The sequence below is a fragment of the Saccharopolyspora gregorii genome, from assembly GCF_024734405.1.
Classification (GTDB): Bacteria; Actinomycetota; Actinomycetes; order Mycobacteriales; family Pseudonocardiaceae; genus Saccharopolyspora_C; species Saccharopolyspora_C gregorii.
This window is the reverse complement of the sequence record NZ_CP059556.1, coordinates 4,757,178-4,779,827: the sequence shown is the minus strand read 5'-3', so window position 1 is coordinate 4,779,827 and position 22,650 is coordinate 4,757,178. Positions and strand designations below refer to the sequence as shown.

The window sequence follows — 22,650 nt, the reverse complement described above, 5'->3', positions numbered from 1 at the left end:
CCTGTGGTGAGGTGAACGCGCCGGACTACCGTGCGGTGCATGGCCAACGGCAGTTCGTCCCGTTCCGGTTCGGCTCCTTCCCCCGCGAGGTACGGCTTCAGCGACGCCGTCCGGGCGGAACAACAGTTGCGGGCGGCGGGGTGGTGGTCGGACGCGGGGCCGTCGGACGAGCCGGTGGTAGCCGCGTTGTCCCGAGCTCCCGACCCCGATCTGGCGCTGCTGGCGGTGGACCGGCTGCGGGAGGCCGCAGGCTCGGGTTGGGCCGAGTTGGCGGAGGCATTGGGATCGGACACCGCGCTGCGCGCCGGCCTGATCGGCGTGCTCGGTTCGTCGAGCGCCTTCGCCGACCACTTGGTCGCGCATCCGCTGGACTGGCACCGGTTGCGGTCGAAGCCGCAGCAGGACCGGGAGCCGGACGTCGCGGCGTTCACCGAGGAGCTGCTGGCCGCGGTCCGCGGCGCGGACGGGACGACGTTGACCGGCTCGGACGCGGTGATCGCGCTGCGCGGGGCGTACCGGGGACTGCTGCTGGACGTGGCGGCGGCGGACTTGGCTCCGGTGGTGGAACCGGGTCTGCCCGCGGCGTCGTTCGAGGACGTCGCCGCCCGGCTCTCCGAACTCGCGGTGGCGGCGTTGCGCACCGCCCTGGTGGTGGGCGCGGCGGAGCTGTCCGGCCGGGAAGGCGGGGACAGCGCCGAGGACCTCGCGGTGATCGCGATGGGCAAGACCGGCGGACGGGAGCTGAACTACGTCAGCGACGTGGACGTCGTGTTCGTCGCCGAGTCGGAGGAAGCGCTGCCGGGGGCGACGAAGCTCGCCAGCATGCTGATGCGCGTCGCCGGGGCGGCGTTCTTCGAGGTGGACGCGGCGCTGCGCCCGGAGGGCAAGGCGGGGGCGCTGGTGCGCACCCTCGACGGCTACCGGAGCTACTACCGCAGGTGGGCGCGGACCTGGGAGTTCCAAGCGCTGCTGAAGGCGCGCCCGGTGGCGGGGAACGTGGAGCTGGGGCAGCGCTACGTGGACGCGGTGTGGCCGCAGGTGTGGACCGCGGCGGAGCGGGAGGACTTCGTCCCCGACGTGCGCTCGATGCGCCGCCGGGTGGAGCGGCACGTGCCCGCGGAGCTGTCCGAGCGGGAGTTGAAGCTGGGGCCCGGCGGGCTGCGGGACGTGGAGTTCGCGGTGCAACTGCTGCAGATGGTGCACGGCCGCAGCGATGAGGACCTGCGCAGCCCGAGCACCGTGGACGCGCTGCGCTCCCTCGGGGAGGGCGGCTACGTGGCCCGCGCCGACGCGGCGGACCTGGTGGAGTCGTACCGGTTCCTGCGGACCTTGGAACACCGGGTCCAGCTGCGGCGGTTGCGCCGCACGCACCTGCTGCCGGAGCTGGACGACAAGGAAGAGCTGCACGTGCTGGCGCGGTCGATCGGTCTGCGCTCCGGTGGCAGGCGCAGCGCGGGTGAGGTGCTGGTCGCCGAGTACCGCAGGCACAGCAACCGGGTGCGCAGGCTGCACGAGAAGCTGTTCTACCGCCCGCTGCTGGAGGCGGTGGCGAAGGTCCCGACCGATGCGCTGCGGCTGACCACCGGTGCGGCGGTGCAGCGGCTGGCGGCGCTCGGCTACACCTCGCCGGAAGGCGCGCTGAAGCACATCGAGGCGTTGACCGCGGGGGTGTCGCGCCGGGCGCACATCCAGGGCGCGCTGCTGCCGATGCTGCTGGACCTGCTGGCGAACACCCCCGACTCGGACGGCGGGCTGCTGGCCTACCGGAAGGTGTCCGAGGCGTTGGCGGAAACGCCCTGGTACCTGCGGTTGTTGCGGGACGAGGGGGTGGTGGCGGAACGGCTGGCCCAGTTGCTGGGTACGTCGAAGCTCGTGCCGGAGCTGCTGGTGCGCGCCCCGGAGGTGCTGCGGCTGCTGTCGGACACGCCGGCCTTGGCGGAGCGGGATCCGCGGGAGGTGGCGACCTCGTTGCGCAGCGCCGTCGCGCGGCACTCCGAGCCGAGCCGGGCGGTGTCGGCGGCGCGGTCGCTGCGCCGGCACGAGCTGCTGCGGATCGCGTGCGCCGACCTGCTGGGGCTGCTGCCGCCTGCCGAGGTGTTCCGGGCGTTGTCGAGCGTGTGGGCCGCGGTGCTGGAGGCGGCGTTGGACACCTCGGTGCGGGACGTGGCGGCCCGGCCGGAGTGGCAGGCGGTGCCGGCTCGCGTCGCGGTGATCGGCATGGGGCGGCTCGGCGGTGCGGAGCTCGGCTACGGCTCGGACGCGGACGTGATGTTCGTGTGCGAGCCGGTACCGGGCGTGGCGGAGCCGACGGCGGTCCGGTTCGCCACCTCGGTGGTGGAGCAGGTGCGCACGATGCTGGGCGCGCCGAGCCAGGACCCGCCGCTGGAGGTGGACGTCGACCTGCGCCCGGAGGGCCGCAGCGGTCCGCTGGTGCGGACCGTGGAGTCGTACCTGAACTACTACCGCAGGTGGGGCGAGGCGTGGGAGGCGCAGGCACTGCTGCGCGCCCGCCCGGTGGCGGGGGACGTGGAACTCGGGGAGCGGTTCCGCGCCGCGATCGACCCGATCCGCTATCCGGCGGGTGGCTTGGACGACGCGAAGGTGCGGGAGATCCGCCGGATCAAGGCGCGGGTCGATTCGGAGCGGCTGCCGCGCGGCGCGGATCCGGCGACGCACACGAAGCTCGGGCGGGGCGGGCTCGCCGACGTGGAGTGGACCTTGCAGCTGGTGCAGCTGCGCCACGCGCACGAGCACGAGGGACTCCGGGTCACCTCGACGATGCGGGGGCTGGCGGCGGCGGTCGAGGCCGGGGTGCTGGACGAGCAGGACGCCGCGGAGCTCGGCGAGGCGTGGACGTTGGCGATGCGGTCCCGCAACGCGGTGATGCTGGTGCGCGGCAAGTCCGGTGACCAGCTGCCGAAGCAGGTGCGGGAGTTGACGGCGGTGGCGGCGGCGCTCGGCTATTCGGCGGACGTGGACACCGGGGAGGTGCTCGACGACTACCTGCGGGTGACGCGGCGGGCTCGCGCGGTGGTGGAGCGGGTCTTCTACGAGGACTGAGGCGTTCGTGGATTACTTCGCGGGACCGGGCCCGCGATGGTGGTCCCGGTGCCGTCCCGGTGGTGCCGCGCCGAGTTCCGCCGCTGCCCGGTTCGCGCGATTCCGGGTGCGGTCTCCGCTGTTCGGATGCGGGTCGGGGCGCTGCCGGAGTGCCGGGTGCGGCCGAGCGGCGGACAAGGGGTGGAATATGCCAGAGCAGTCGGGACTGGTATCCGCCGCCCGGGAACTTCCAGCGCTTTCGAGGATTATTCTTCGGGGCTGGTGGTCTTCGGTCGCATCGTCTAGGCGCCGGCCTCGCTGGAATGGGAACCGGGAGCCGTCTCGGCGCGCGTGTTTCTGCACGTGCAAATGCACCGGTTGGAATTGTCCGGGGGTTGCCTCCGCGGGGTTGTGAGAATGTGCACGGTGATCCGGCGGAACGCTCCAGCTCCGGATTCGAGGGGTCTCGCCTGCGCTGACACCGGCCTCCTGCGCTGGAGAAAGCGGAGTCGAACCACTCGCGAAACGGCTCTTGAACGTCCAATTCGGACGATTGTGCGACTGCGTCCAGTTGACTCGACTTTCCTGGGAACAGCCCATTCGGAGGTCTGCCTGCCGCTATCGTGACGGTAACCTTCTCGCACCGCGAACGGTGCGCGCACGACCGGCGTCCGGGCGGGTCCGAATAGGAGTGCATGGTGTCCGAGGACTTTGAATTACTCGTCGATCGACAGGCGCTTTGCGGTGCCGGGCCGTTGTGGATGCCGACGCTGAATTGCCTGTACTGGGTGGACGTGCTGCGCAGAGAACTGCACACCTACCACCGCGATTCCGATGCGGACGAGGTGCAGGTGTTGCCCGGGGTGGTCACCTCGCTGGGCGCCACCCGCAACGGACAGCTCATCGCCGCCGCGGATCGGGGCTTCGCCCGGTTGTTCCCCGGGCGCGCCGCGCTGGAACCCATCACCGGCGTGCAGGCGGGCGACCGGATGAGCGGCGGCGCCTGCGACCCGGCGGGCCGGTTCGTGGCGGGCACCCTCACCCACAGCCGGGAGGCGAAGCGCAGCGCGCTGTACGTCCTCGACGGCACCCGGGCCCGCGTCCTGGTGGACGGGCTGACCCTCTCCGGCGGCATCGGCTGGAGCCCGGACGGGGCGACCATGTACGTGATCGACACGGTGCCGCGCGTCATCTGGGCCTTCGACTACGACGTGGAACGCGGCCGGGCCGGGCGCGGCAGGCGCTGGATCGTGTGCGCCGAGTCCGAAGGCCACCCCGACGGGCTGGCGATGGACAACGAGGGCGGTGCGTGGGTCGCGATGCGCGGCAGCGGACGCATCCACCGGTACAGCCCCGGCGGAGACCTGGAGACGGTGCTGTGGGCGCCCACCCGCCGCGTGACCGGTCTCGTGTTCGGCGGTCGCAGGCTGGACGAGATGTACGTGACCTCGGCGTGCTCCGGCTACGACGAGCGGGCGCTCGTCGGCGACCCGTACGCGGGAGCCCTGTTCCGGTTCCGCCCCGGTGCGACCGGCAGCCCGCTGGCGCCCTGGAACGGCACCTGAGCCCCCGGACGAAGGAGCGGGCCGGTCGGGAACGGGTCCCGGCCGGCCCGCTTCGCGCGGAGCGCCTCGATCACACGTCGTAGTACAGCGCGAACTCGTGCGGGTGCGGCCGCAGCCGGACCGGGTCGATCTCGTTCTCGCGCTTGAGCCGGATCCAGGTCTCGATCAGGTCCGAGGTGAACACGCCGCCTTCGAGCAGGTAGTCGTGGTCCTCTTCGAGCCGGTCGATGACCTTCTCCAGGCTGTCCGGCACCTGCGGGACGTTCTTGGCCTCTTCGGGCGGCAGCTCGTAGAGGTCCTTGTCGATCGGTTCCGGCGGCTCGATCTTGTTCTTGATGCCGTCCAGGCCGGCCATCATCATCGCCGCGAACGCCAGGTACGGGTTGCCCGACGGGTCCGGGCAGCGGAACTCGACGCGCTTGGCCTTCGGGTTGCTGCCGGTGATCGGGATCCGCATGCAGGCGGAGCGGTTGCGCTGCGAGTACACCAGGTTCACCGGCGCCTCGTAGCCCGGCACCAGCCGGTGGTACGAGTTGATCGTCGGGTTGGTGAAGGCCAGCAGGCTCGGGGCGTGGTGCAGGATGCCGCCGATGTAGTGCCGCGCCATGTCCGAGAGCCCGCCGTAGCCGGACTCGTCGTAGAACAGCGGCGAGCCGTCCTTCCACAGCGACATGTGGCTGTGCATGCCGGAGCCGTTGTCGCCGAACAGCGGCTTCGGCATGAAGGTGACCGTGCGGCCGTCCTGCCACGCGGTGTTCTTCACGATGTACTTGAACAGCTGCAGGTCGTCCGCGGCGTGCAGCATCGTGTTGAACTTGTAGTTGATCTCGGTCTGGCCGCCGGTGCCGACCTCGTGGTGCGCGCGCTCGACGGTGAACCCGGAGCCGCTGAGCTGGGTGGAGATCTTGTCGCGCAGGTCCGCGAAGTGGTCGTACGGCGAGACGGGGAAGTACCCGCCCTTCATCCGGGTCTTGTAGCCCTTGTTGCCGCCCTCCTCGTCGCGCTCGGTGTTCCACCAGCCCTCGACGGAGTCGACCTCGGCGAAGCTGCGGTTCGGGCCCTCGCCGAAGCGCACCGAGTCGAAGATGTAGAACTCGGCCTCGGCACCGAAGAACACGGTGTCGGCGACGCCGGACTCGGCCAGGTACTGCTCGGCCTTGCGGGCCACGTTGCGCGGGTCCCGGCTGTAGGGCTCCAACGTGAACGGGTCGTGCACGAAGAAGTTCAGGATGAGCGTCTTCTCGACGCGGTAGGGGTCGATGCGCGCGGTGTACGGGTCGGGCAGCAGCAGCATGTCCGACTCGTGGATCGACTGGAACCCGCGGACCGAGGAGCCGTCGAAGGCCAGCCCTTCGGTGAAGGTGTCCTGGTCGAACGCCGAGGCGGGCACCGTGAAGTGCTGCATGACGCCCGGCAGGTCGCAGAACCGGACATCGATGTACTTCACGTCCTCGTCGGAGATGAAGCGCAGGACCTCGTCTGGATTCTTGAACACCCTCGATGGCTCCTTCACGCACTGGTTGACTGCTCACCGGCGCGCGTGCTCCGAGCTCACCGGCTCGTGGACAACGTTATGTCACCGGTGTTGCTCGGCCATCACCCCGATGTTTCGCCGACGTTAACGACCGCCTGAACGGATGAGACCGATTGCGGAGGGCGGCTGATCAGGTCGTTCGGACGCCGGTCGGCGTCACCGCGGGTCGCGGGTCGTAGTCTGGGGGAGTGGGTGAATCGACGGGATCCAGGTCCGAGATGAGCAGCCAGGGCGACGCTTCCGCGGGCGAGCCGCAGGGCCTGGGCGGCCTGTTCGGCCGCGACCCGCAGCAGCGGTGGCGCGGCGAGCGGATGGGCCTGCCGGAGAGCGGGCAGGGTTCGGTCGCCACCGGCGGTCGCCGGCTGCTCGGGTTCCTGGTCGACATCGTGCTGGCCGCGCTGGTGGCGCAGCTGTTCACCGCACCGGCGCTGCCCGGGAACTGGAGCCTGGTGGCCTGGTTCGCGATCACGGTGATCCCGGTGGCGTTCTTCGGGTTCACCCCCGGGATGCTGCTCACCGGCATCTGGGTGGCCCGGGTGGAGCGGCCGGGTGCGGTGGGCCTGTGGCGAGCGGTGGTGCGCTGCGCGCTGACCGGTCTGCTGGTGCCCGCGATCATCCGCAACGGCGATGGCCGTTCCTGGCTGGACCGCCTCACCGGCACCGTGGTCGTCCGGCGCTGAACTGAAGCGCGTGCCCGGACCGAACGGTGCCCGCCGGGCGCCTCGGTGGTGCGGGCGCGTGGAGCCGGGCGGAACGCCGTCGGTGCCGGAGCTCTCCGGGGCCTGGTCGCGCACGAGGCTGACCGGAAGCGGCGAAGACGACGCGGATCCGCCGGGACGCACCCGGCGGATCCGCGTCGAAGTCGGTACGGGTTCAGCGGCGGCGCATGGCCCGCTGGACGTTGCGCATCTTGGCGCCCTGCGGCATCGGGCCCTTCGGCATCGCGTTGCCGCGGCTGGCCAGCGCGGACAGCCGGTTCTCCAGCGAGTCGACCTGGCCGGCGTTGATGTTGCGGGGCAGCTTCATCAGGTGCGTCTGCAGCTTGCTCAGCAGCACCTGGCCCTCCTCGCCGCCGACGAGGACCTCGTAGATCGGGGTTTCGCCGACGACCCGGGCCACCCGCTTCTTCTCCTGCGCCATCAGCGACTTCACCCGGTGCGGCGAGCCCTCGCCGACCAGCACGATGCCGGGGCGCCCGATCAGCCGGTGCACCGCGTCGAGCTGCGCGGTCCCGGCCACCGCCTGGGTGAGCCGCCAGTTGCCGCGCAGGTTCTCCAGCGCCCAACCCGCCGCACCCGGCTGGCCGTCGGCCTTGCGGTAGACGGTCGCCTGCACCCGGCGGCCGAACAGGATCACGGCGCCGAGCAGGCCCAGCGCGATGCCGACCGGCAGGAACGCCCAGTGCAGGTTCCAGATCATGCCGATGAAGAAGACCGCGACGGCCACGACCAGGAAGATGCCGATCATCAGCGGCAGCAGCAGCTTGTCCTCGCGGCGCTGCATCTGGAACGCCTGCCAGATCTGCCCGACGCGCCCGCGGAAGGCCGCGCGCCGTTCCTTCTTCGCCGCCTTCTTGGCTGCCTTGTCCTGGTTGGCCATGCCGTTCAGGATACGGCGGGGTTCCACGGCGCCCCCACCACGGTGGGCCTGGCCCGCGGAAACGCGCACCGCCCGCCGCGCGTGCTGCGCGACGGGCGGTGAAACACCTGTTCAGCGGGGTCGTCAGCGGGCGAGCAGGCTGCTGGCCTCCTGCGCGGCGGGCTGCGCCTTCGCGAGGTGCGCGAGGTTGTCCGGCAGCGGCATGCCCCGGTGCTGGGTGGCCTTGGCGTAGAGCCGGCCAGCGCGGTAGCTGGATCGGACCAGCGGACCCGCCATCACTCCGGGGAAGCCGATCTCCTCGGCGGCCTTCGTGTGCTCGACGAACTCCTCCGGCTTCACCCAGCGGTCCACCGGGTGGTGGCGCGGGCTGGGCCGCAGGTACTGGGTGATCGTGATGATGTCGCAACCCGCGTCGTGCAGGTCCTGCAGCGCGGGGCGCACCTCCTCGGGGCTCTCGCCCATGCCGAGGATGAGGTTGGACTTGGTGACGAGACCGGCCGCACGGGCTTCGCTGAGCACCTTCAGCGAGCGGTCGTAGCGGAACGCGGGGCGCATCCGCTTGAACACGCTGGGCACCGTCTCCAGGTTGTGCGCGAGGACCTCCGGCCGGGAGCCGAAGACCTCGGCGAGCTGGTCGGGCTCGGCGTTGAAGTCCGGGATGAGCAGCTCGACGCCGGTGCCCGGGTTCAGGTCGTGGATCTGGCGCACGGTCTCCGCGTACAGCCAGGCCCCGCCGTCGGGCAGGTCGTCCCGGGCGACGCCGGTCACCGTGGAGTAGCGCAGCCCCATGGCCTGCACCGACTCGGCGACCTTGCGCGGCTCGGTGGTGTCGAGCTCCGCGGGCTTGCCGGTGTCGATCTGGCAGAAGTCGCAGCGGCGGGTGCACTGATCACCGCCGATGAGGAAGGTGGCCTCCCGGTCCTCCCAGCATTCGAAGATGTTGGGGCAGCCCGCCTCCTCGCAGACGGTGTGCAGACCCTCCCGGCGGACCAGACCCTTGAGCTCCTGGTACTCGGGGCCCATCCGAGCGCGGGTCTTGATCCACGATGGCTTCTTCTCGATGGGCGTCTGGCTGTTGCGCACTTCAAGACGCAACAACTTCCGCCCCTCTGGCGCCGCAGTCACGCGTTCAGGCTACGCCCTCGGCCGGTTCATCCCGAAACCGCGACGGGCGCGACGTGGTGATCCGTACACCACACCCGGGTTCAGGCGGGGTCGGCGGTGACTCCGGTGAGCTCTTCGGTGAGTTCCCACAGCCGTCGCGCGGTGTCGGCGTCCCGGGCGGCGGTGCTGGTCTTGGCGCGGGCCGGGTAGCCGCGGATCTCGGCGAACCCGTTCGGCCCGTAGTAGCTGCCGCTGGTCGCGCCGGGCGCGGTGGCCGCGTAGAGCTGCGGCAGCGCGCCCTGCTCGGCGGACTGCGTGATGAGGCCGTTGACCTTCCGGGCGATGCCGGTGACGCGGTCGGACAGGCTGCGGGCGCGCAGCGAGTTCAGCGCCAGTTCGGTGCTGCTCATCCCGGGGTGGGCGAGGACGCTGCGCAGCGGCAGCCCCGCCCGCCGGGCGCGGCGGTCGAGCTCGAAGCCGAACAGCAGGTTCGCCAGCTTCGACTGCGCGTAGGCGCGGCTGGGCGAGTAGCGGCGGCGGTGGAAGTTCAGGTCGTCGAGGTCCAGCGAGCCGCCGCGGTGCGCGATGCTGGAGAGCGTGACCACCCGCGGGTCGGGCCGGTCGCGCAGCGCGGGCATCAGCAGCCAGGTCAGCGCCGCGTGCCCGAGGTGGTTGGTGCCGATCTGCAGCTCGAAGCCGTCCCGGGTGGCGCCCAGCGGCGGGCCCATGATGCCCGCGTTGTTCAGCAGCACGTCGAGCCCGTCGCCGGTGCGTTCCCGCACCTGGTCGGCGGCCTTGCGCACCGAGGACAGGTCGGCGAGGTCGAGTTCGACGAGTTCCGGTTCGACCTCGGCGTCGGCGGCGACCCGCTGCTGCGCCTCCCGGCCGCGTTCGGGATCGCGGCAGGCCATCAGCACCCGCGCGCCGCGCGTCGCCAGCACCTGCGAGCAGTGCAGTCCCAGCCCGGAGTTCGCGCCGGTGATGAGCACCGTGCGGCCGTGCTGGTCGGGAACGTCGGAGGTCGTCCACTGCGCCATGCCCCCACCCTTACCCGCGGGGCCGGGTGCGGAAAAGACCGAACGCGACACGATCCGATCACCGGCTGCGAGAATTCCCGCTCATGTCGATGAGCTGCTGGTCCGCCGCGATCCGCTGGTTCCCCTGGCGGCGCCGGGTGCGGGCGCACGCGGTGCTGGAGTCGTGGCCGCGGATGGTGGACGGCCCGGTGTCGCTGCTGGCGCGGCTGGGTTGGTCCCTGGTGGGGGTGCCGCTGCTGGTGCTGTGGGCGGTCGAGCTGCTGGCGGGTGCGCTGCTGGTGCCGTGCGCGCTGCTCGCCCGCGGCGCGGGGTGGGCGCCGTGGTGGGTGGAACTGCGGGTGCGGGGATGCCTGGGCGGGCTGGTGCGGGTCCGGGACCGGTCCGCGGCGAAGCGGGTGCGGGCGGCGGTGGCGGCCGAGCCGCTGGTGGATCCGCTGGAGGTGCTGGCGCCGGAGCACGACTGCCACGAGGTGGAGATCTCCGCGCGCCGGTGGGCGTCGGCGGTGCGCGACGTCAGCGGTCACGGCAGGCGGCGCTGGTTGCCGTGGCGGCGCCGGACCTCGGTGCGCGACGCGCTGGAGTGGTTCCCGGACTGGTCGCTGGACGAGCCGGTCGGGCTGCTGCTGGCGGTGCCGTTCCTGCTGGTCGCGGTGTGCTGGTCGGTGGTGGCCGGGCTGGAGCTGGTCGCGGCGCTGGTGCTGCTGCCGTTCGTCCTGCTGCTCCGGTCGGTGCGGTTGCTGGACTGGCCGATCGAGCTGGTCCGGGCGGGCGAGGTGAGCGCGCACCGCGGGGTCGCCGGTCTGGGCGCCTCGGCGCGGGCGCGCCGGGAACTCACCGAGCAGGTGCGGGTGGTGGTCCCGCGTCCGCGCGCCGCGGAGCCCGAGGTGGTGGCCGCGCGCTGAGCGCGGCCGGGCTCCGGAGCGGCGGGGTCAGAAGCTGGGGATGAGCTTGCGCAGCTGGGCGAGGGGTCCGCGGCGGCGCGCGGTGCGGGCCTCGGGGGCGGTGCGCAGCAACCGCAGGAACGCCTGCCCGACGCGGTCCAGCTCGTCGGCCGGCTCGTCCGGTTCGGCCAGCCCGGCCGACACGGCGAGCATCCGGAGCTCCTGCCTGCGCAGCCCGGCGAGCGCGGGTTCGTCCGCGTGCCCGTCGAGGACGCGGCGCAGCACGGGGTCGTCGGTGGCGGTGCGCCGCCAGGCTTCGCCGACCGCCTCCACCCGGTCGCCGCGCGGGTCGGCGTCGGCGTCCTCGACGCCCACGTCGATGCGTCCGGTGAGCACGCGGTTCCACTTGTGGTGCAGCGCGCGCAGCAGTTCGTCCCGGTCGGCGAACACGGCGGCGGCCGCGGGCACCGCATCGAGGTCGAGGCGTGCTGCGGGGTGTCGCGCGGCGTGGTCGAGCACGGCGCGGATGGCGCGTTGCCGCTGGTGGAAGTCGTTCCAGGTCATGGTTCCTCCAGACTGGACGGTGGCGTACCCCGGGTGTGCGGCATACCGGGAGTATGTGCGTTCGAAGGTACCAGCGCGGCCGTACCGCGGGTATGTCATATGATTGTGAGTATGGCTACAGCCCGTTCCCGGCGCGTGGAGAACACCGAGAGCACCCGGCAGGCGCTGGTGAAGTCGGCGGTGGTCCTGTTCACGAAGAAGGGCTACGCGGGCACCTCGCTCGACGAGATCGCCAAGCGCGCCCGCGTCACCAAGGGCGCCCTCTACCACCACTTCAACGGGAAGCAGGCGCTGTTCGAGGCCGCTTTCGAGGACGTCGAGAGCCAGGTGGTGCGACGGCTGTCGGCGGTGCTGTTCGCCGGCGGTGACATCTGGGAGACCGTGCGGGCCGGGCTCGGCGAATTCCTCCAGGTCTGCCTGGAGCCGTCCTACCAGCGGATCGTCGTGCACGAGGCGCCCGCGGTGATGGGGTGGGAGCGCTGGCGGGAGGCCGAGGAGCGCTACACGTTCGGCGTGATCCGGGAAGCGGTGCAGGCGCTGGTCGACGCGGGCGAGTTCACCCCGCTGCCGATCGAAGCGCTCGCCCACGTCGTCTACGGCGCGCTGTCGGCCGGGGCCAGCACCATCGCCGGCTCCGCCCGGCCGAAGCAGACCAGCGCCGAGGTCGGCCAGGTCGTGGACGCCGTGATGCAGGGGCTGCGCGTGGCGGCGTGCGCCGGGACCTCCTGCGGGCACTAGCCTCGGATCCGTGACCGAGCCATTCAAACTCCGCATCTTCACCGAACCCCAGCAAGGGGCCACCTACGACGACCTGCTGCGGGTGGCCAAGGCCACCGAGGCGGCCGGCTACGACGCGTTCTTCCGCTCCGACCACTACCTGAAGATGGGCTCGGTGTCCGGTGACCCCGGGCCGACCGACGCCTGGGTGACGCTGGGCGGCCTGGCGCGGGAGACCTCGCGGGTGCGGCTGGGCACGCTGATGACGGCGGGCACGTTCCGCTACCCGGGGCCGTTGGCGATCGCGGTCGCGCAGGTCGACCAGATGTCCGGCGGGCGCGTGGAGTTCGGTCTCGGCAGCGGCTGGTACGAGGAGGAGCACACCGCGTACGGCATCCCGTTCCCGTCGCTCAAGGAGCGGTTCGACCGCTACGCCGAGCAGCTGGAGATCATCACCGGGCTGTGGGACACCCCGGCCGGGGAGACCTTCAGCTTCGACGGCCGGTACTACCAGCTCGCCGACTCGCCCGGGCTGCCGAAGCCCGTTCAGCGGCCGCGGCCGCCGGTGCTCATCGGTGGCGCGGGCAAGAAGCGCACCCCGGAGCTCGCCGCCCGCTTCGCCGACGAGTTCAACCTGCCCTTCACCGACCTCGACACCGCGGTGGCGCAGTACGAGCGGGTCGCGGCGGCGTGCGCGGCGATCGGCCGGGACGCCGGGGAGATCGTGCGGTCGGCGGCGCTGGTGCTGTGCGTCGGCAAGGACGACGCCGAGATCGCGCGCCGCGCGGCCGCCATCGGGCGGGACGTCGACGAGCTGCGGGCCAACGGGCTCGCCGGCACGCCCGCCGAGGCCGTGGACAAGATCGGCGCCTGGCGGGAGCGGACCGGCATCACCCGGCTGTACCTGCAGGTGCTGGACCTCTCCGACCTCGACCACGTCGACCTGGTCGCGGCGGAGGTCGCACCGCAGCTGGGCTGAGTCCCAGCGCCGGTTCCGGCCTCGTCGGTGGCCCGCCGCGCGCCACCGGCGAGGCGGCGGTGCTCAGCCGCGGAGCTGGCCCGCGATGTCGGAGGCGGCGGTGAGCAGGACGAGCGCGGGCACGGTGGCCTGCGGGCGCAGCCGGTAGGAACCGCGCTTGTCCTGCTCCACCAGTCCGCAGCCGGTGAGCCCCTTCAGGTGGTGGTAGAGCTGGCCGGGCGAGCCGAGCCCCGCCGCCTGCTGCAGCTCCGCGCCGGTGGCCGGGCCCGATTCGGCGAGCCTGCGCACCAGCGCCGCCCGCAGCGGATGCCCCAGCGCGGCGAGCACGTCGGTGCGCGGGGCGTCCGGCAGGTCCAGCACCTGGGCGGGATCCGCGCGGATGTGCCACTCCAGCTCGAACGGTTCGCTCAGGCGTCCCGAGTACTCGATCTGGTCGCCGCCGGGTTCCCGGGGAGCGGCGGTGGGCCGTCCTTCCAGTGCCGCGACCCGGCGTTCCAGGTCCTCCAGCCGCCCTTGCACGTCGTCGGAGCTCACCGTGCGAGCTTGCCCTACCCGCGCAGCGCGGCGCGCAACCGGGCCCGCCACGCGGGGTCGAGCGCGGCCTTGATCAGCGGCTGGCCCGGGTCGCCGGTCGCCAGCTGCTCGGCGGAGATCCCGCCGTGCGCCAGCAGCGATCCGGCCGCGATCCGCCCGTCGGCGAGGCGCAGCGAGATCCCGGCGGTGAGCACGCCCGGCAGGCTGCCGCCCTTGTAGCCGAGGCCGAGGACGCCGTCGGGCAGGTTCCCGGCGGCCCGCCGTTCCAGGATCCCGCGGGCGATCTCGGCGGCGCGCGGGGACGGGTAGGTGCCCTCGGCGAGGGAGCGGTGCAGCGCGGCCAGCTGCGCCGGGTCGCTCGCGGCGGTGCCGGTGGCCCAGGCCAGCTGGGTGTTCCAGTCCGGCAGCGGCTGCGTCAGCAGCCGGGTCCGCACCTGGTCGCGGAGGGCCTGCTCGTCGCGGTGGCGGCGCTCCAGCGCGAAGCCGATCTCGCGGCGTCGGGGGAGCGGGGTGCCGGGCGCGGGGGCTTCGGCCGGCAGCAGCAGGAACAGGTACTCGGCGCACAGCGAGCGCACGTCGGCGTCGGGCCAGCCCCCGGCGAGCGCTGCGGCGCGCACGGCCTCGGTGCCGAGCCGGTCGCGCAGCAGGTCGGGCACGGCGCTGTCGCTGTGCCCGATCATCGCGGTGGCCAGTTGCTCCAGCGTGACGCGGCGGTCCGGGTCGGCGGCCCAGGCGCCGGTGTCGTCGGTGGGGATGCCCAGTTCCCGCAGGGCCGCCACGTGCGCGCCGCCGTCGGTGGGCACGTAGTAGCGCTCCCAGTCGCCGACGCGGACCTGTTCGGCGGGGTCGAGGCGGCCGTCGGCGACGGCGGTGGCGTAGGCGGCGAGGTGCGCGGCCTTCACCGCGGAGGCCAGCGGCTGCGGGCTGCCCGCGCGGTGCGCGAGGAGCGGTCCGGTGGTGTCGGTGAGCACGAGGGCCAGCCGGTCGCGGTGCTCGGCGATCCAGGTGAGCCAGCCGTCGGCGGTGCTCAGGTCGGCTTCGGTGCGCTCGCCGAGCGCCGTGGCACGGCTGCACGAGAGCAGCGGGAGCGCGGCGGCGGTGGCGGTGAGCCCGGTCAGCAGGGTGCGGCGGGACAGCGGCATGCTTCCACTCCTCTAGTAGTCCGTAATTCCGGAATACTAGAGGAGTGGAGTGCGGTTCGTTAGCGCAGGGTCGGATCCAGCGCCAGCGTCACGCCCTCGGCGGTCGGCGCGACCCGCGCGATGTTCGACTCCACCACCGGCAGCACGCCGTCCACCGCGTCCAGCACGTCCTGGCGCACCCACGGCAGCGCCTCCTCGACGGGAACGTCCCGGCCGAGCTCCGCCGCCAGCGAGGTGACGCCCGCGTCCCGGATGCCGCACGGCACGATCCGGTCGAACTGGCCCATGTCCGGATCGCAGTTCAGCTCCAGCCCGTGCATGGTCACGCCCCGCTGCACCCGGATGCCGATCGCGGCGATCTTGCGCTCCGGGCGCGCGTCGTCGGCGGCCAGCCACACGCCGCTGCGGCCCTCCACCCGGCCGGTGTCCAGGCCGAAGCGGGCGCAGGTGCGGATCAGGGCCTGCTCCAGGCGCCGCACGTAGTCGACCACGTCGATCGGGTCGGCCAAACCCAAGATCGGGTAGCCCACGATCTGCCCCGGGCCGTGCCAGGTGATCTTGCCGCCGCGGTCCACGTCGATCACCGGCGTGCCGTCCTGCGGCCGGTCCTCCGGCTGGGTGCGCTTCCCGGCGGTGTACACCGACGGGTGCTCCAGCAGCAGGAGGGAGTCCGGGCCGGCCTCCTCGGCGCGGCTCGTGGCCAGCTCCCGCTGGAGGTCCCAGGCGTCCAGGTAGTCGATTCTTCCCAGTTCACGCACGTCGACCGCATCGGTCGAGGCGCGACATGACATCTCCGCGCGACTCACCGGGCCAGGCTACGCCCGGGCTCCCGCCCAGAGCACCGACCGCCCCGCGCACGTGGCGCCGGCCACCCGGGCGGACCCGCGGCCCCGCGGCGGGTTCAGAGCACCGCGTTCAGCGCGGCGTCCAAGGTGGGGTGGGCGAAGGGGTAGCCGTGCTCGTCGAGGCGTTCCGGCATCGCCCGCTGCCCGGCCAGCATCGCCTCGTCGGCGGCCTCGCCCAACGCCGCGCGGAGCACGAACTCCGGCACCGTCCACGGCGCGGGCCTGCCCAGCGCCGCCCCCAGCTCGCGGGTGAACTCGGCGTTGGTCACCGGCGCCGGGCCGGTCAGGTTCACCGGGCCCGACACGGCCGAGTTCTCCACCAGGAACCGCAGCGCACCCACCGCGTCGTCCAGCGAGATCCACGGCATGTACTGCCGCCCGCCGCCGAGCTTCGCGCCCAGCAGCATCGAGAACAACGGCTTCAACCGGCCCACCAGGCCACCCGAGTGCGCCACCACCAGGCCCGTGCGCGAGAGCGCGACCCGGGCGCCCGCGTCCACCGCCGGGCTCGTCGCCGCCTCCCACTGGCGGCACAGGTCGGCGAGGAAACCGGTTCCCGGCGGCGTCGACTCCGTCACCAGCCGGTCGCCGGTGTCGCCGTAGTAGCCCACTGCCGAGCCGTTGACCAGCGCGGGCACGCCGTGGCGGGCCACCGCCTCGGCCAGCAGCACCGTCGGGCGCACCCGCGAGGACACCAGCAGCTCCTTGCGCTCGGTGCTCCAGCGGCGGTCGGCGATCCCGGCGCCGCACAGGTTCACCACCGCGTCCGCCCCGGCGAGGGCCGCCTCGTCCAGCTCGCCCTTCGCCGGGTCCCAGCCGTGCTCGTCGGGGGCGGCCGGGCGGCGGCGGACCAGCCGCAGCACCTCGTGCTCGCCCTGCCGCAACGCCGCGACGAGACTCGTGCCGATCAACCCGGACGAACCGGCGATTACCACGCGCATGCCCCCGATCGTCCCGCAACGATCTTCCGCACGCGACAGGTTTCGCCCGGCGGAGAAACGGCCCGGAACGCGGCGAGGGCCGCCCACCCGCAGGTGGACGGCCCTCGCCGTGGCTCGGAGCCGGATCAGATCCCGAGGTCGGCCTCGAAAGCGCCTTCCTCCAGCCGCTGCTTCAGCGTGGTGAGGAAGCGGGCCGCGTCCGCGCCGTCGACCAGCCGGTGGTCGTAGGACAGCGCCAGGTACACCATCGACCGGATCGCGATCGTGTCGCCGCCGTTGTCGTCGGAGACGACCACGGGACGCTTCACGACGCTGCCCGTGCCCAGCATGCCCACCTGCGGCGGGTTCAGGATCGGGGTGTCGAACAGCGCGCCGCGGCTGCCGGTGTTGGTGATGGTGAAGGTGCCCCCGGAGAGCTCGTCCGGCTTGAGCTTGTTGTTCCGGGTGCGCTCGGCCACGTCGGAGATCTTGCGGGCCAGGCCGCCGAGGTTCAGGTCCCCGGCGTCGTGGATCACCGGGGAGACCAGCCCGCGCGGGGTGTCCACGGCGATCGAGAGGTGCTCGGCCGCGTGGTAGGTGATCTCCTTGCTCTCCTCGTTGACCGAGGCGTTCACCTTCGGGTGCAGCTTGAGCGCCTCGGCGGCGGCCTTCGCGAAGAACGGCAGGAAGGACAGCTTCACGCCCTCCGCCGCCTCGAAGGAGGCCTTCGCCTGCTGGCGCAGCTTCGCGATGCGGGTGACGTCGACCTCGATCACCGTGGTCAGCTGTGCCGCGGTCTGCAGCGACTCGACCATGCGGCGGGCCAGCAGCTGGCGCAGCCGGGACATCTGCTGCGTGGTGCCGCGCAGCGCCTCGGCCTCCTCGGACGGGGCGGCCTGCGCGGCCGGGGCCGCGGGCTTCGCGGCGGCCGGGGCCGCCGGCTTCGCCTGGGCGGCGTCGACCGCGGCCTGCACGTCCTGCTTGCGGATCCGGCCGCCGACACCGCTGCCCTTGATGGTGGACAGGTCGATGCCGTGCTGGTTGGCGAGCTTGCGCACCAGCGGCGTCACGTACGGGGTGCTGCCGGACGGGCCGGACTGCTGGGCGGCCGGGGCCTGCTGCGCGGCGGGCTGCTGCGCAGCGGGCTGGGCCGGAGCGGCGGGCTGAGCCGGGGTCGCGGGCTGGGCCGGCGCGGCCGGTGCCTGGGCGGCGGGTTCCGGCTTCGGTTCCGGAGCGGGCGCGGCGGCCGGGGCGGGAGCCGGTTCCGGCGCGGCGGGCGCGGCCGGAGCGGCACCCTGCTCGCCGATCACGGCCAGCTTCCCGCCGACCTCCACGGTGTCGTCCTCGCCCGCGGCGATCTCCAGCAGCGTGCCCGCGACCGGCGACGGGATCTCGGTGTCGACCTTGTCGGTGGAGACCTCCAGCAGCGGCTCGTCGACCTCGACCGAGTCGCCGACCTGCTTGAGCCACCGGGTGATCGTGCCCTCGCTGACGCTCTCGCCCAGCGCGGGCATCGGCACCTCGGTGCCCTGCGCCGCACCACCGGAGGCGGCGGGCGCGGCGGGCTGCTCGGCCGGGGCCTGCTGCTCCTGGGCGGGGGCGGCTTCCTGCGCCGGGGCGGGCTCCTCGGCGGGGGCCTGCTGCGGCGCGGGGGCGGAGCCCGAGTCGTCGGCGCTGTCGCCGATGACGGCGAGCTCGCCGCCGATCTCCACCGTGTCGTCCTCCTCGGCGACGATGCGCTGCAGCACACCGGCGGCGGGGGACGGGATCTCGGTGTCGACCTTGTCGGTGGAGACCTCCAGCAGGGGCTCGTCGACCTCGACGGTGTCGCCGACCTGCTTGAGCCACCGGGTGATCGTGCCCTCGCTGACGCTTTCGCCTAGCGCGGGCATCTGGACGGAGAAGGACATCGCTCGCGGACTCCTCGTGCGGTGTGGCGGGGTGCTGTGCTGGTGCGGGAAGCGGACCGGATCAGCCGTGGACGTGCAGCGGCTTGCCGGCCAGGGCGAGGTGCGCCTCGCCGAGGGCCTCGGTCTGCGTGGGGTGGGCGTGCACCAGCGGTGCCACGTCCTCGGGCAGCGCCTCCCAGTTGTAGATCAACTGGGCTTCGCCGATGAGCTCGCCGACCCGGTCGCCGACCAGGTGCAGGCCGAGCACCGGCCCGTCGGTGGCGCGGACCAGCTTCACCGCGCCCGCCGTCTTGAGGATCTGGCTCTTGCCGTTGCCTGCGAGGTCGTAGGTGAAGGTCTGCACCGAGCCGTACTGCTCCTTGGCGGCGCTCTCGGTCAGGCCCACCGAGGCGACCTCGGGGTGGCTGTAGGTGACGCGCGGGATGCCCGCCTCGTCGATCGCCTGCGGGTTCTGGCCCGCGATCTCCTCGGCCACGAAGATGCCCTGCTGGAAGCCGCGGTGCGCGAGCTGCAGGCCGGGCACGATGTCCCCGACCGCGTACACGCCCGGCAGGCTGGTGCGCAGCCGCTCGTCGGCGACGACGAAGCCGCGCTCCAGCTGGATCCCGGCCTCCTCGTAGCCGTGGCCCGCGGTGTTCGGGCCGCGGCCGACGGCCACCAGCAGCACGTCCGCGTCGAGCTGGTCGCCGTTCTCCAGGCTCACCGAGATGCCGGAGTCGGTCTGGGTGGCGCCGGTGAACTTGACGCCGGTCTTGAACTTGATGCCGCGCTTGCGGAACGCGCGCTCCAGCTGCTTGGAGGCGAACTCGTCCTCGTTCGGCACCAGGTGCGGCAGGGCCTCGACGATGGTGACCTCGGCGCCGAAGGAGCGCCACACGCTCGCGAACTCCACGCCGATCACGCCGCCGCCGAGCACGACGACCTTCTCCGGCACGAAGTCCAGGTTCAGCGCCTGCTCGCTGGCGATGACGCGGCCGCCGAGCTCCAGGCCGGGCAGCGACTTGGAGTACGAGCCGGTGGCGAGCACGACGTTCTTGCCGGTGTAGCGGGTGCCGTCGACCTCGACGGTGTTCTTGTCGACGAGCGTGCCCGCGCCGTCGACCAGCGTCACCTTGTGCGCCTTGGCCAGGCCCTGCAGGCCCTTGTAGAGCTTGCCGACGACACCGTCCTTGTAGGAGTTCACCCCCGCGATGTCGATGCCCTCCAGCGAGGTCTTCACCCCGAACTGGTCGCCGTCGCGCGCGGAGTCGGCGACCTCCGCGGCGTGCAGGAGAGCCTTCGTGGGAATGCACCCGCGGTGCAAGCAGGTTCCCCCGAGCTTGTCCTTTTCGATGAGGACGACGGACAGGCCCAGCTCAGCCGCGCGGAAAGCGCAGGCGTAGCCGCCCGAACCGCCGCCGAGAATGACCAGATCGGCGGACGTGTCGGTCACTTCGCACTCCTCGACAGCCATCGTTGAATCGCTGAGGTGCCGCCCGGCCCGGCTGTCGCGCGAGGCACGGAACACCTGGCAGCCATCTTGTCACCACCCGTTGGGACGACGCGACGTGGGCTCGCTCTGATCGCGCGAACGTGCCCGATCCCACTGAATCGTTTTTTCCGATTCTCAGCTTCGTCACAGGCGCCCGGTGGCATCATCGCGAACGGGAGCACCGGTTTTCCGGAGGTGTCTCCGAGTGCGGCCGCGCGCAGGTGAATCGAATCCGCGGCCGGCTTCCAGCGCGCGGGGAGGCGAATGCCGTGGGTCTGTTCGATCGTTTTCGGCGACGGCGCACCGCGGGTCGTCCGGCCGACTCGCGGGACACCGATCACCTGCGGACCTGGGCGCAGCAGCGCCACGGCGTCGAAGCCTTCGTCGAACCCCGCACCACCGTCACCGAGACCACGGTGCTGCTCGTCGCGCACGACGGGGAGTGGACCCGGCGCCGCGTCGCGGGACCGGAAGCGGCGTTCCGCTTCGCCCGCAAGCAGGGGATGCCCTGCTACGAGGTGGCCAAACTCGGCTACCCGCAGCGGATGCGGGACTACCAGGCCCGGCAGCGGGTGTTGCGGGACCGGCAGCGCCGCCGCGACCTGGGCTGACGCGTCAGTTCGCGACCCGGGTGGACGGGGTCAGCCGCACCGGGAAGTTCACCGACTTCGAGATGTAGCAGAGCTCGTGCGCGCGCTCGTGCAGCGCTTCCGCGGCGTCCACGCTGGCCAGGTCCTCGACCGCGACCTCCGGCTGGAGCACCACTTCCCGGAACTGCCCCGAACCGTCGGCGTTCTCCGCGAGCTCGCCCTGCGCGTGGTCGTGGTAGCCGACCACCACCACGCCGCACTCCGCGGCCAGGTGCAGGAACCACAGCATGTGGCACTGCGACAGGGACGCGATGAGCAGCTCCTCCGGGTTGTACCGGTCGGCGTCGCCGAGGAACGCCGGGTCCGCGGAGGCCTCGATGGTGCTCTTGCCCGCTGAGCGGACCTCGTGGGTGCGCTCGTAGCTGCGGTAGCTGCTGGTGCCCGCGCCGGTGTTGCCGGTCCACACCACTTCGACCGCGAAACCGTGCCGCGCAGGCCCGGGGGTGGTCGGCTGCTGCTCGCTCGTTTCGCTCACCACCCCATCCTGGCATCGCGGGGCAGGGCCGTGGTGATCCCTTTGAGACGCGGCTCACAGCCGTTCGCGCACGTGGCGCGGACGGCGAACGGCCCGCCGAGCGCACTCGGCGGGCCGTCCGGGCGTCCTCCGTCAGCCGTTCTCGGCGATGTCGGCGAGCACCGCCGCGATCGTGCGCACCGGAACACCGGTGCCGCCCTTCGCGGTGTAGCCGTGCGGCGAGTTCGTGTTGTACGCCGGGCCGGCCACGTCGATGTGCGCCCACGGCAGCCCGTCGCGGACGAACTCCTTCAGGAACAGGCCCGCGGTGAGCATGCCGCCCCAGCGGTGCCCGGCCACGTTCGCCAGGTCGGCGAGCTTCGAGTCCAGGTCGCCGCGCAGCTCCTCGGGCAGCGGCATCGGCCAGGCGCCCTCACCGGTGGCCTGCGAGAGCTTCGCGACGCGGTCGCGGAAGTCCTCGTCGCCCATCACGGCGGGGGTGCGCTTGCCCAGCGCCACCACCTGCGCGCCGGTCAGCGTGGAGGTCTCGATCAGGTAGTCCGGCTCGTCCTCGCCCGCGCGCACGATCGCGTCGGCCAGGATCAGCCTGCCCTCGGCGTCGGTGTTGAGGACCTCGACCGTCTTGCCGCCGTACATGCTCAGCACGTCGCCGGGCCGGTACGCGGTGCCGGAGGGCATGTTCTCCACCATCGGCACGGTGGCGGTCACGTCCAGCGGGTAGTTCAGCTTCGAGACCAGCACCATCGTGGCGATCACCGCGGCGGCGCCGGACATGTCCGAGGTCATCTCGTCCATCGAGGCGGCCGGCTTCAGCGAGATGCCGCCGGTGTCGAAGGTGACGCCCTTGCCGACCAGCGCGACCTTCTTCGCCGCCTTCGGGCCCTTGTGCCGCAGCCGGACCAGGCGCGGCGGACGGCTCGAACCGGCGCCGACGCCGAGGATGCCGCCGTAGCCGCCCTTGCGCAGGGCCGCCTCGTCGAGCACCTCGACCTCCAGCCCCGCGGACCGGGCCAGCTCGCTCGCCCGGTCGGCGAAGGACCCCGGGTACAGGTCGTTCGGCGGGGTGTTGATCAGGTCCCGGGCGATGGTGACGGACTCGCCGATGGCGGTGCCGCCCTTGAGCGCGTGCTTGGCGGCGTCGTCCTTCGCGTCCGGCACGACCAGGTCGACCTGGTTCACCGGGTCGTCGCCCGGCTCGGACTTGTACTTGCGGAACGAGTAGGCGCCCAGCACGGTGCCCTGCACCGCGGCGCCCAGGTCCAGCGCGCCCAGCGTGGTCGCGGCGTGCGCGACACCGCTCAGCGCGCGGGCCGCGGCACCGGCGGCGCGGCGCACCTGCTCGCCGGTGGGGGAGTCGCCGGTGACCTTGCCGAGCCCGACGGCCAGCAGCACGTCCGCGCGCAGCCCGGAACCCGCGGGCAGCTTCACGACCTCCTCGGCCTTGCCGCTGGCGCCGAGGGTCGCGAGCACCTTCGCCAGGTCGCCGTCGAAGGACGCGGCCACCTCCTCGCCGCCCGGTGCGATCTCCGGGCCGTCCGCACCGGCGATGGTGCCGATGACCAGGACGTCCGCGGTGAGTTTCGCGGCTTTGGTGTCGGTGAGGGCGAGTTTCGGCGTGCTCACGTGTGTTTCCTCCGGGCGGTGTCGCCGTCGATGGGGATCTCGGACGCGGGGACTGTCCCCG

At 72.6% G+C, this 22,650-nt stretch carries 20 protein-coding genes; 7 read left to right on the top strand and 13 right to left on the bottom strand.

The features are described from left to right. Positions 1 to 39 precede the first annotated feature (39 nt). Positions 40 to 3,060, top strand: coding sequence for a bifunctional [glutamine synthetase] adenylyltransferase/[glutamine synthetase]-adenylyl-L-tyrosine phosphorylase (locus tag H1226_RS20805; RefSeq protein ID WP_258342159.1), 3,021 nt, complete (start codon positions 40 to 42; stop codon positions 3,058 to 3,060). A 674-nt stretch (positions 3,061 to 3,734) separates the two neighbouring features. After that, a complete protein-coding gene (locus H1226_RS20800; protein WP_258342158.1) occupies positions 3,735 to 4,604 on the top strand; it encodes an SMP-30/gluconolactonase/LRE family protein in 870 nt (289 codons plus the stop codon). Between the two features lie 70 nt (positions 4,605 to 4,674). Here the strand turns inward: H1226_RS20800 and glnA are convergent, their stop codons facing one another. Continuing rightward, complete coding sequence (gene glnA, locus H1226_RS20795) at positions 4,675 to 6,099, bottom strand: type I glutamate--ammonia ligase (RefSeq protein WP_224962508.1); 1,425 nt, start codon at positions 6,097 to 6,099, stop codon at positions 4,675 to 4,677. 257 nt (positions 6,100 to 6,356) lie between these two features. Between glnA and H1226_RS20790 the strand changes: the two genes are divergently transcribed. Continuing rightward, positions 6,357 to 6,818 (top strand): RDD family protein, encoded by a 462-nt coding sequence (locus H1226_RS20790; RefSeq protein ID WP_224962506.1) that lies wholly within the window; start codon positions 6,357 to 6,359, stop codon positions 6,816 to 6,818. A gap of 193 nt (positions 6,819 to 7,011) precedes the next feature. On the opposite strand, the gene H1226_RS20785 is transcribed toward H1226_RS20790, so the two are convergent. From H1226_RS20785 to H1226_RS20775, 3 genes are all read right to left on the bottom strand, one after another. After that, positions 7,012 to 7,737: a DUF4191 domain-containing protein gene (locus H1226_RS20785; RefSeq protein ID WP_224962504.1), complete on the bottom strand. Its 726-nt coding sequence runs from the start codon at positions 7,735 to 7,737 to the stop codon at positions 7,012 to 7,014. Between the two features lie 123 nt (positions 7,738 to 7,860). Continuing rightward, on the bottom strand, positions 7,861 to 8,862 hold the full coding sequence (gene lipA, locus H1226_RS20780; protein WP_224962502.1) for a lipoyl synthase: 1,002 nt from the start codon (positions 8,860 to 8,862) through the stop codon (positions 7,861 to 7,863). Positions 8,863 to 8,942: 80 nt separating this feature from the next. Continuing rightward, on the bottom strand, positions 8,943 to 9,878 hold the full coding sequence (locus H1226_RS20775; protein WP_258342157.1) for an oxidoreductase: 936 nt from the start codon (positions 9,876 to 9,878) through the stop codon (positions 8,943 to 8,945). 83 nt (positions 9,879 to 9,961) lie between these two features. On the opposite strand from H1226_RS20775, the gene H1226_RS20770 reads away from it, so the two are divergent. Further along, the gene (locus H1226_RS20770; RefSeq protein WP_258342156.1) at positions 9,962 to 10,780 is read left to right on the top strand and encodes a hypothetical protein; all 819 of its coding nucleotides are present in this window, start codon (positions 9,962 to 9,964) and stop codon (positions 10,778 to 10,780) included. 27 nt (positions 10,781 to 10,807) lie between these two features. Here H1226_RS20770 and H1226_RS20765 read toward each other — a convergent pair whose 3' ends face one another. Continuing rightward, positions 10,808 to 11,323: a hypothetical protein gene (locus H1226_RS20765; protein ID WP_224955284.1), complete on the bottom strand. Its 516-nt coding sequence runs from the start codon at positions 11,321 to 11,323 to the stop codon at positions 10,808 to 10,810. Positions 11,324 to 11,434: 111 nt separating this feature from the next. On the opposite strand from H1226_RS20765, the gene H1226_RS20760 reads away from it, so the two are divergent. Together H1226_RS20760 and H1226_RS20755 are read left to right on the top strand one after the other, a co-directional pair. Beyond that, entirely contained in the window at positions 11,435 to 12,061 is a 627-nt protein-coding gene (locus tag H1226_RS20760; protein WP_258342155.1) for a TetR/AcrR family transcriptional regulator, read from the top strand. A 10-nt stretch (positions 12,062 to 12,071) separates the two neighbouring features. Continuing rightward, entirely contained in the window at positions 12,072 to 13,019 is a 948-nt protein-coding gene (locus H1226_RS20755) for an LLM class F420-dependent oxidoreductase (protein WP_258342154.1), read from the top strand. Between the two features lie 63 nt (positions 13,020 to 13,082). Here H1226_RS20755 and H1226_RS20750 read toward each other — a convergent pair whose 3' ends face one another. From H1226_RS20750 to lpdA, 6 genes are all read right to left on the bottom strand, one after another. Next, the gene (locus H1226_RS20750) at positions 13,083 to 13,553 is read right to left on the bottom strand and encodes an ArsR/SmtB family transcription factor (protein WP_258342153.1); all 471 of its coding nucleotides are present in this window, start codon (positions 13,551 to 13,553) and stop codon (positions 13,083 to 13,085) included. 14 nt (positions 13,554 to 13,567) lie between these two features. Beyond that, positions 13,568 to 14,695 (bottom strand): class A beta-lactamase-related serine hydrolase, encoded by a 1,128-nt coding sequence (locus H1226_RS20745; RefSeq protein ID WP_258342152.1) that lies wholly within the window; start codon positions 14,693 to 14,695, stop codon positions 13,568 to 13,570. Between the two features lie 59 nt (positions 14,696 to 14,754). Continuing rightward, positions 14,755 to 15,501, bottom strand: a complete 747-nt coding sequence (gene lipB, locus H1226_RS20740) for a lipoyl(octanoyl) transferase LipB (protein ID WP_258342151.1) — start codon at positions 15,499 to 15,501, stop codon at positions 14,755 to 14,757. 95 nt (positions 15,502 to 15,596) lie between these two features. Next, entirely contained in the window at positions 15,597 to 16,481 is an 885-nt protein-coding gene (locus H1226_RS20735) for a TIGR01777 family oxidoreductase (RefSeq protein ID WP_224955290.1), read from the bottom strand. A gap of 125 nt (positions 16,482 to 16,606) precedes the next feature. Beyond that, positions 16,607 to 18,370: a 2-oxoglutarate dehydrogenase, E2 component, dihydrolipoamide succinyltransferase gene (gene sucB / locus H1226_RS20730; RefSeq protein WP_258342150.1), complete on the bottom strand. Its 1,764-nt coding sequence runs from the start codon at positions 18,368 to 18,370 to the stop codon at positions 16,607 to 16,609. 61 nt (positions 18,371 to 18,431) lie between these two features. Then, on the bottom strand, positions 18,432 to 19,802 hold the full coding sequence (lpdA, locus tag H1226_RS20725; protein WP_258342149.1) for a dihydrolipoyl dehydrogenase: 1,371 nt from the start codon (positions 19,800 to 19,802) through the stop codon (positions 18,432 to 18,434). Positions 19,803 to 20,110: 308 nt separating this feature from the next. Between lpdA and H1226_RS20720 the strand changes: the two genes are divergently transcribed. Next, on the top strand, positions 20,111 to 20,452 hold the full coding sequence (locus H1226_RS20720) for an oxidoreductase (RefSeq protein WP_258342148.1): 342 nt from the start codon (positions 20,111 to 20,113) through the stop codon (positions 20,450 to 20,452). Positions 20,453 to 20,456: 4 nt separating this feature from the next. Here H1226_RS20720 and H1226_RS20715 read toward each other — a convergent pair whose 3' ends face one another. Both H1226_RS20715 and H1226_RS20710 read right to left on the bottom strand, forming a co-directional pair. Continuing rightward, positions 20,457 to 20,966 (bottom strand): OsmC family protein, encoded by a 510-nt coding sequence (locus H1226_RS20715; protein ID WP_224955294.1) that lies wholly within the window; start codon positions 20,964 to 20,966, stop codon positions 20,457 to 20,459. A gap of 132 nt (positions 20,967 to 21,098) precedes the next feature. Further along, positions 21,099 to 22,589, bottom strand: a complete 1,491-nt coding sequence (locus tag H1226_RS20710) for a leucyl aminopeptidase (RefSeq protein WP_258342147.1) — start codon at positions 22,587 to 22,589, stop codon at positions 21,099 to 21,101. Between the last annotated feature and the right edge of the window lie 61 nt (positions 22,590 to 22,650).

Excerpts from the sequence above, each read along its gene's own strand:
- H1226_RS20760 (WP_258342155.1), top strand. The coding sequence starts at position 11,435 with ATGGCTACAGCCCGTTCCCGGCGCGTGGAGAACACCGAGAGCACCCGG.
- H1226_RS20770 (WP_258342156.1), top strand. The coding sequence starts at position 9,962 with ATGTCGATGAGCTGCTGGTCCGCCGCGATCCGCTGGTTCCCCTGGCGG.
- H1226_RS20735 (WP_224955290.1), bottom strand. The coding sequence starts at position 16,481 with ATGCGCGTGGTAATCGCCGGTTCGTCCGGGTTGATCGGCACGAGTCTC.
- sucB (WP_258342150.1), bottom strand. The coding sequence starts at position 18,370 with ATGTCCTTCTCCGTCCAGATGCCCGCGCTAGGCGAAAGCGTCAGCGAG.
- H1226_RS20765 (WP_224955284.1), bottom strand. The coding sequence starts at position 11,323 with ATGACCTGGAACGACTTCCACCAGCGGCAACGCGCCATCCGCGCCGTG.
- H1226_RS20745 (WP_258342152.1), bottom strand. The coding sequence starts at position 14,695 with ATGCCGCTGTCCCGCCGCACCCTGCTGACCGGGCTCACCGCCACCGCC.
- H1226_RS20785 (WP_224962504.1), bottom strand. The coding sequence starts at position 7,737 with ATGGCCAACCAGGACAAGGCAGCCAAGAAGGCGGCGAAGAAGGAACGG.
- H1226_RS20790 (WP_224962506.1), top strand. The coding sequence starts at position 6,357 with ATGAGCAGCCAGGGCGACGCTTCCGCGGGCGAGCCGCAGGGCCTGGGC.
- H1226_RS20775 (WP_258342157.1), bottom strand. The coding sequence starts at position 9,878 with ATGGCGCAGTGGACGACCTCCGACGTTCCCGACCAGCACGGCCGCACG.
- H1226_RS20805 (WP_258342159.1), top strand. The coding sequence starts at position 40 with ATGGCCAACGGCAGTTCGTCCCGTTCCGGTTCGGCTCCTTCCCCCGCG.
- H1226_RS20800 (WP_258342158.1), top strand. The coding sequence starts at position 3,735 with ATGGTGTCCGAGGACTTTGAATTACTCGTCGATCGACAGGCGCTTTGC.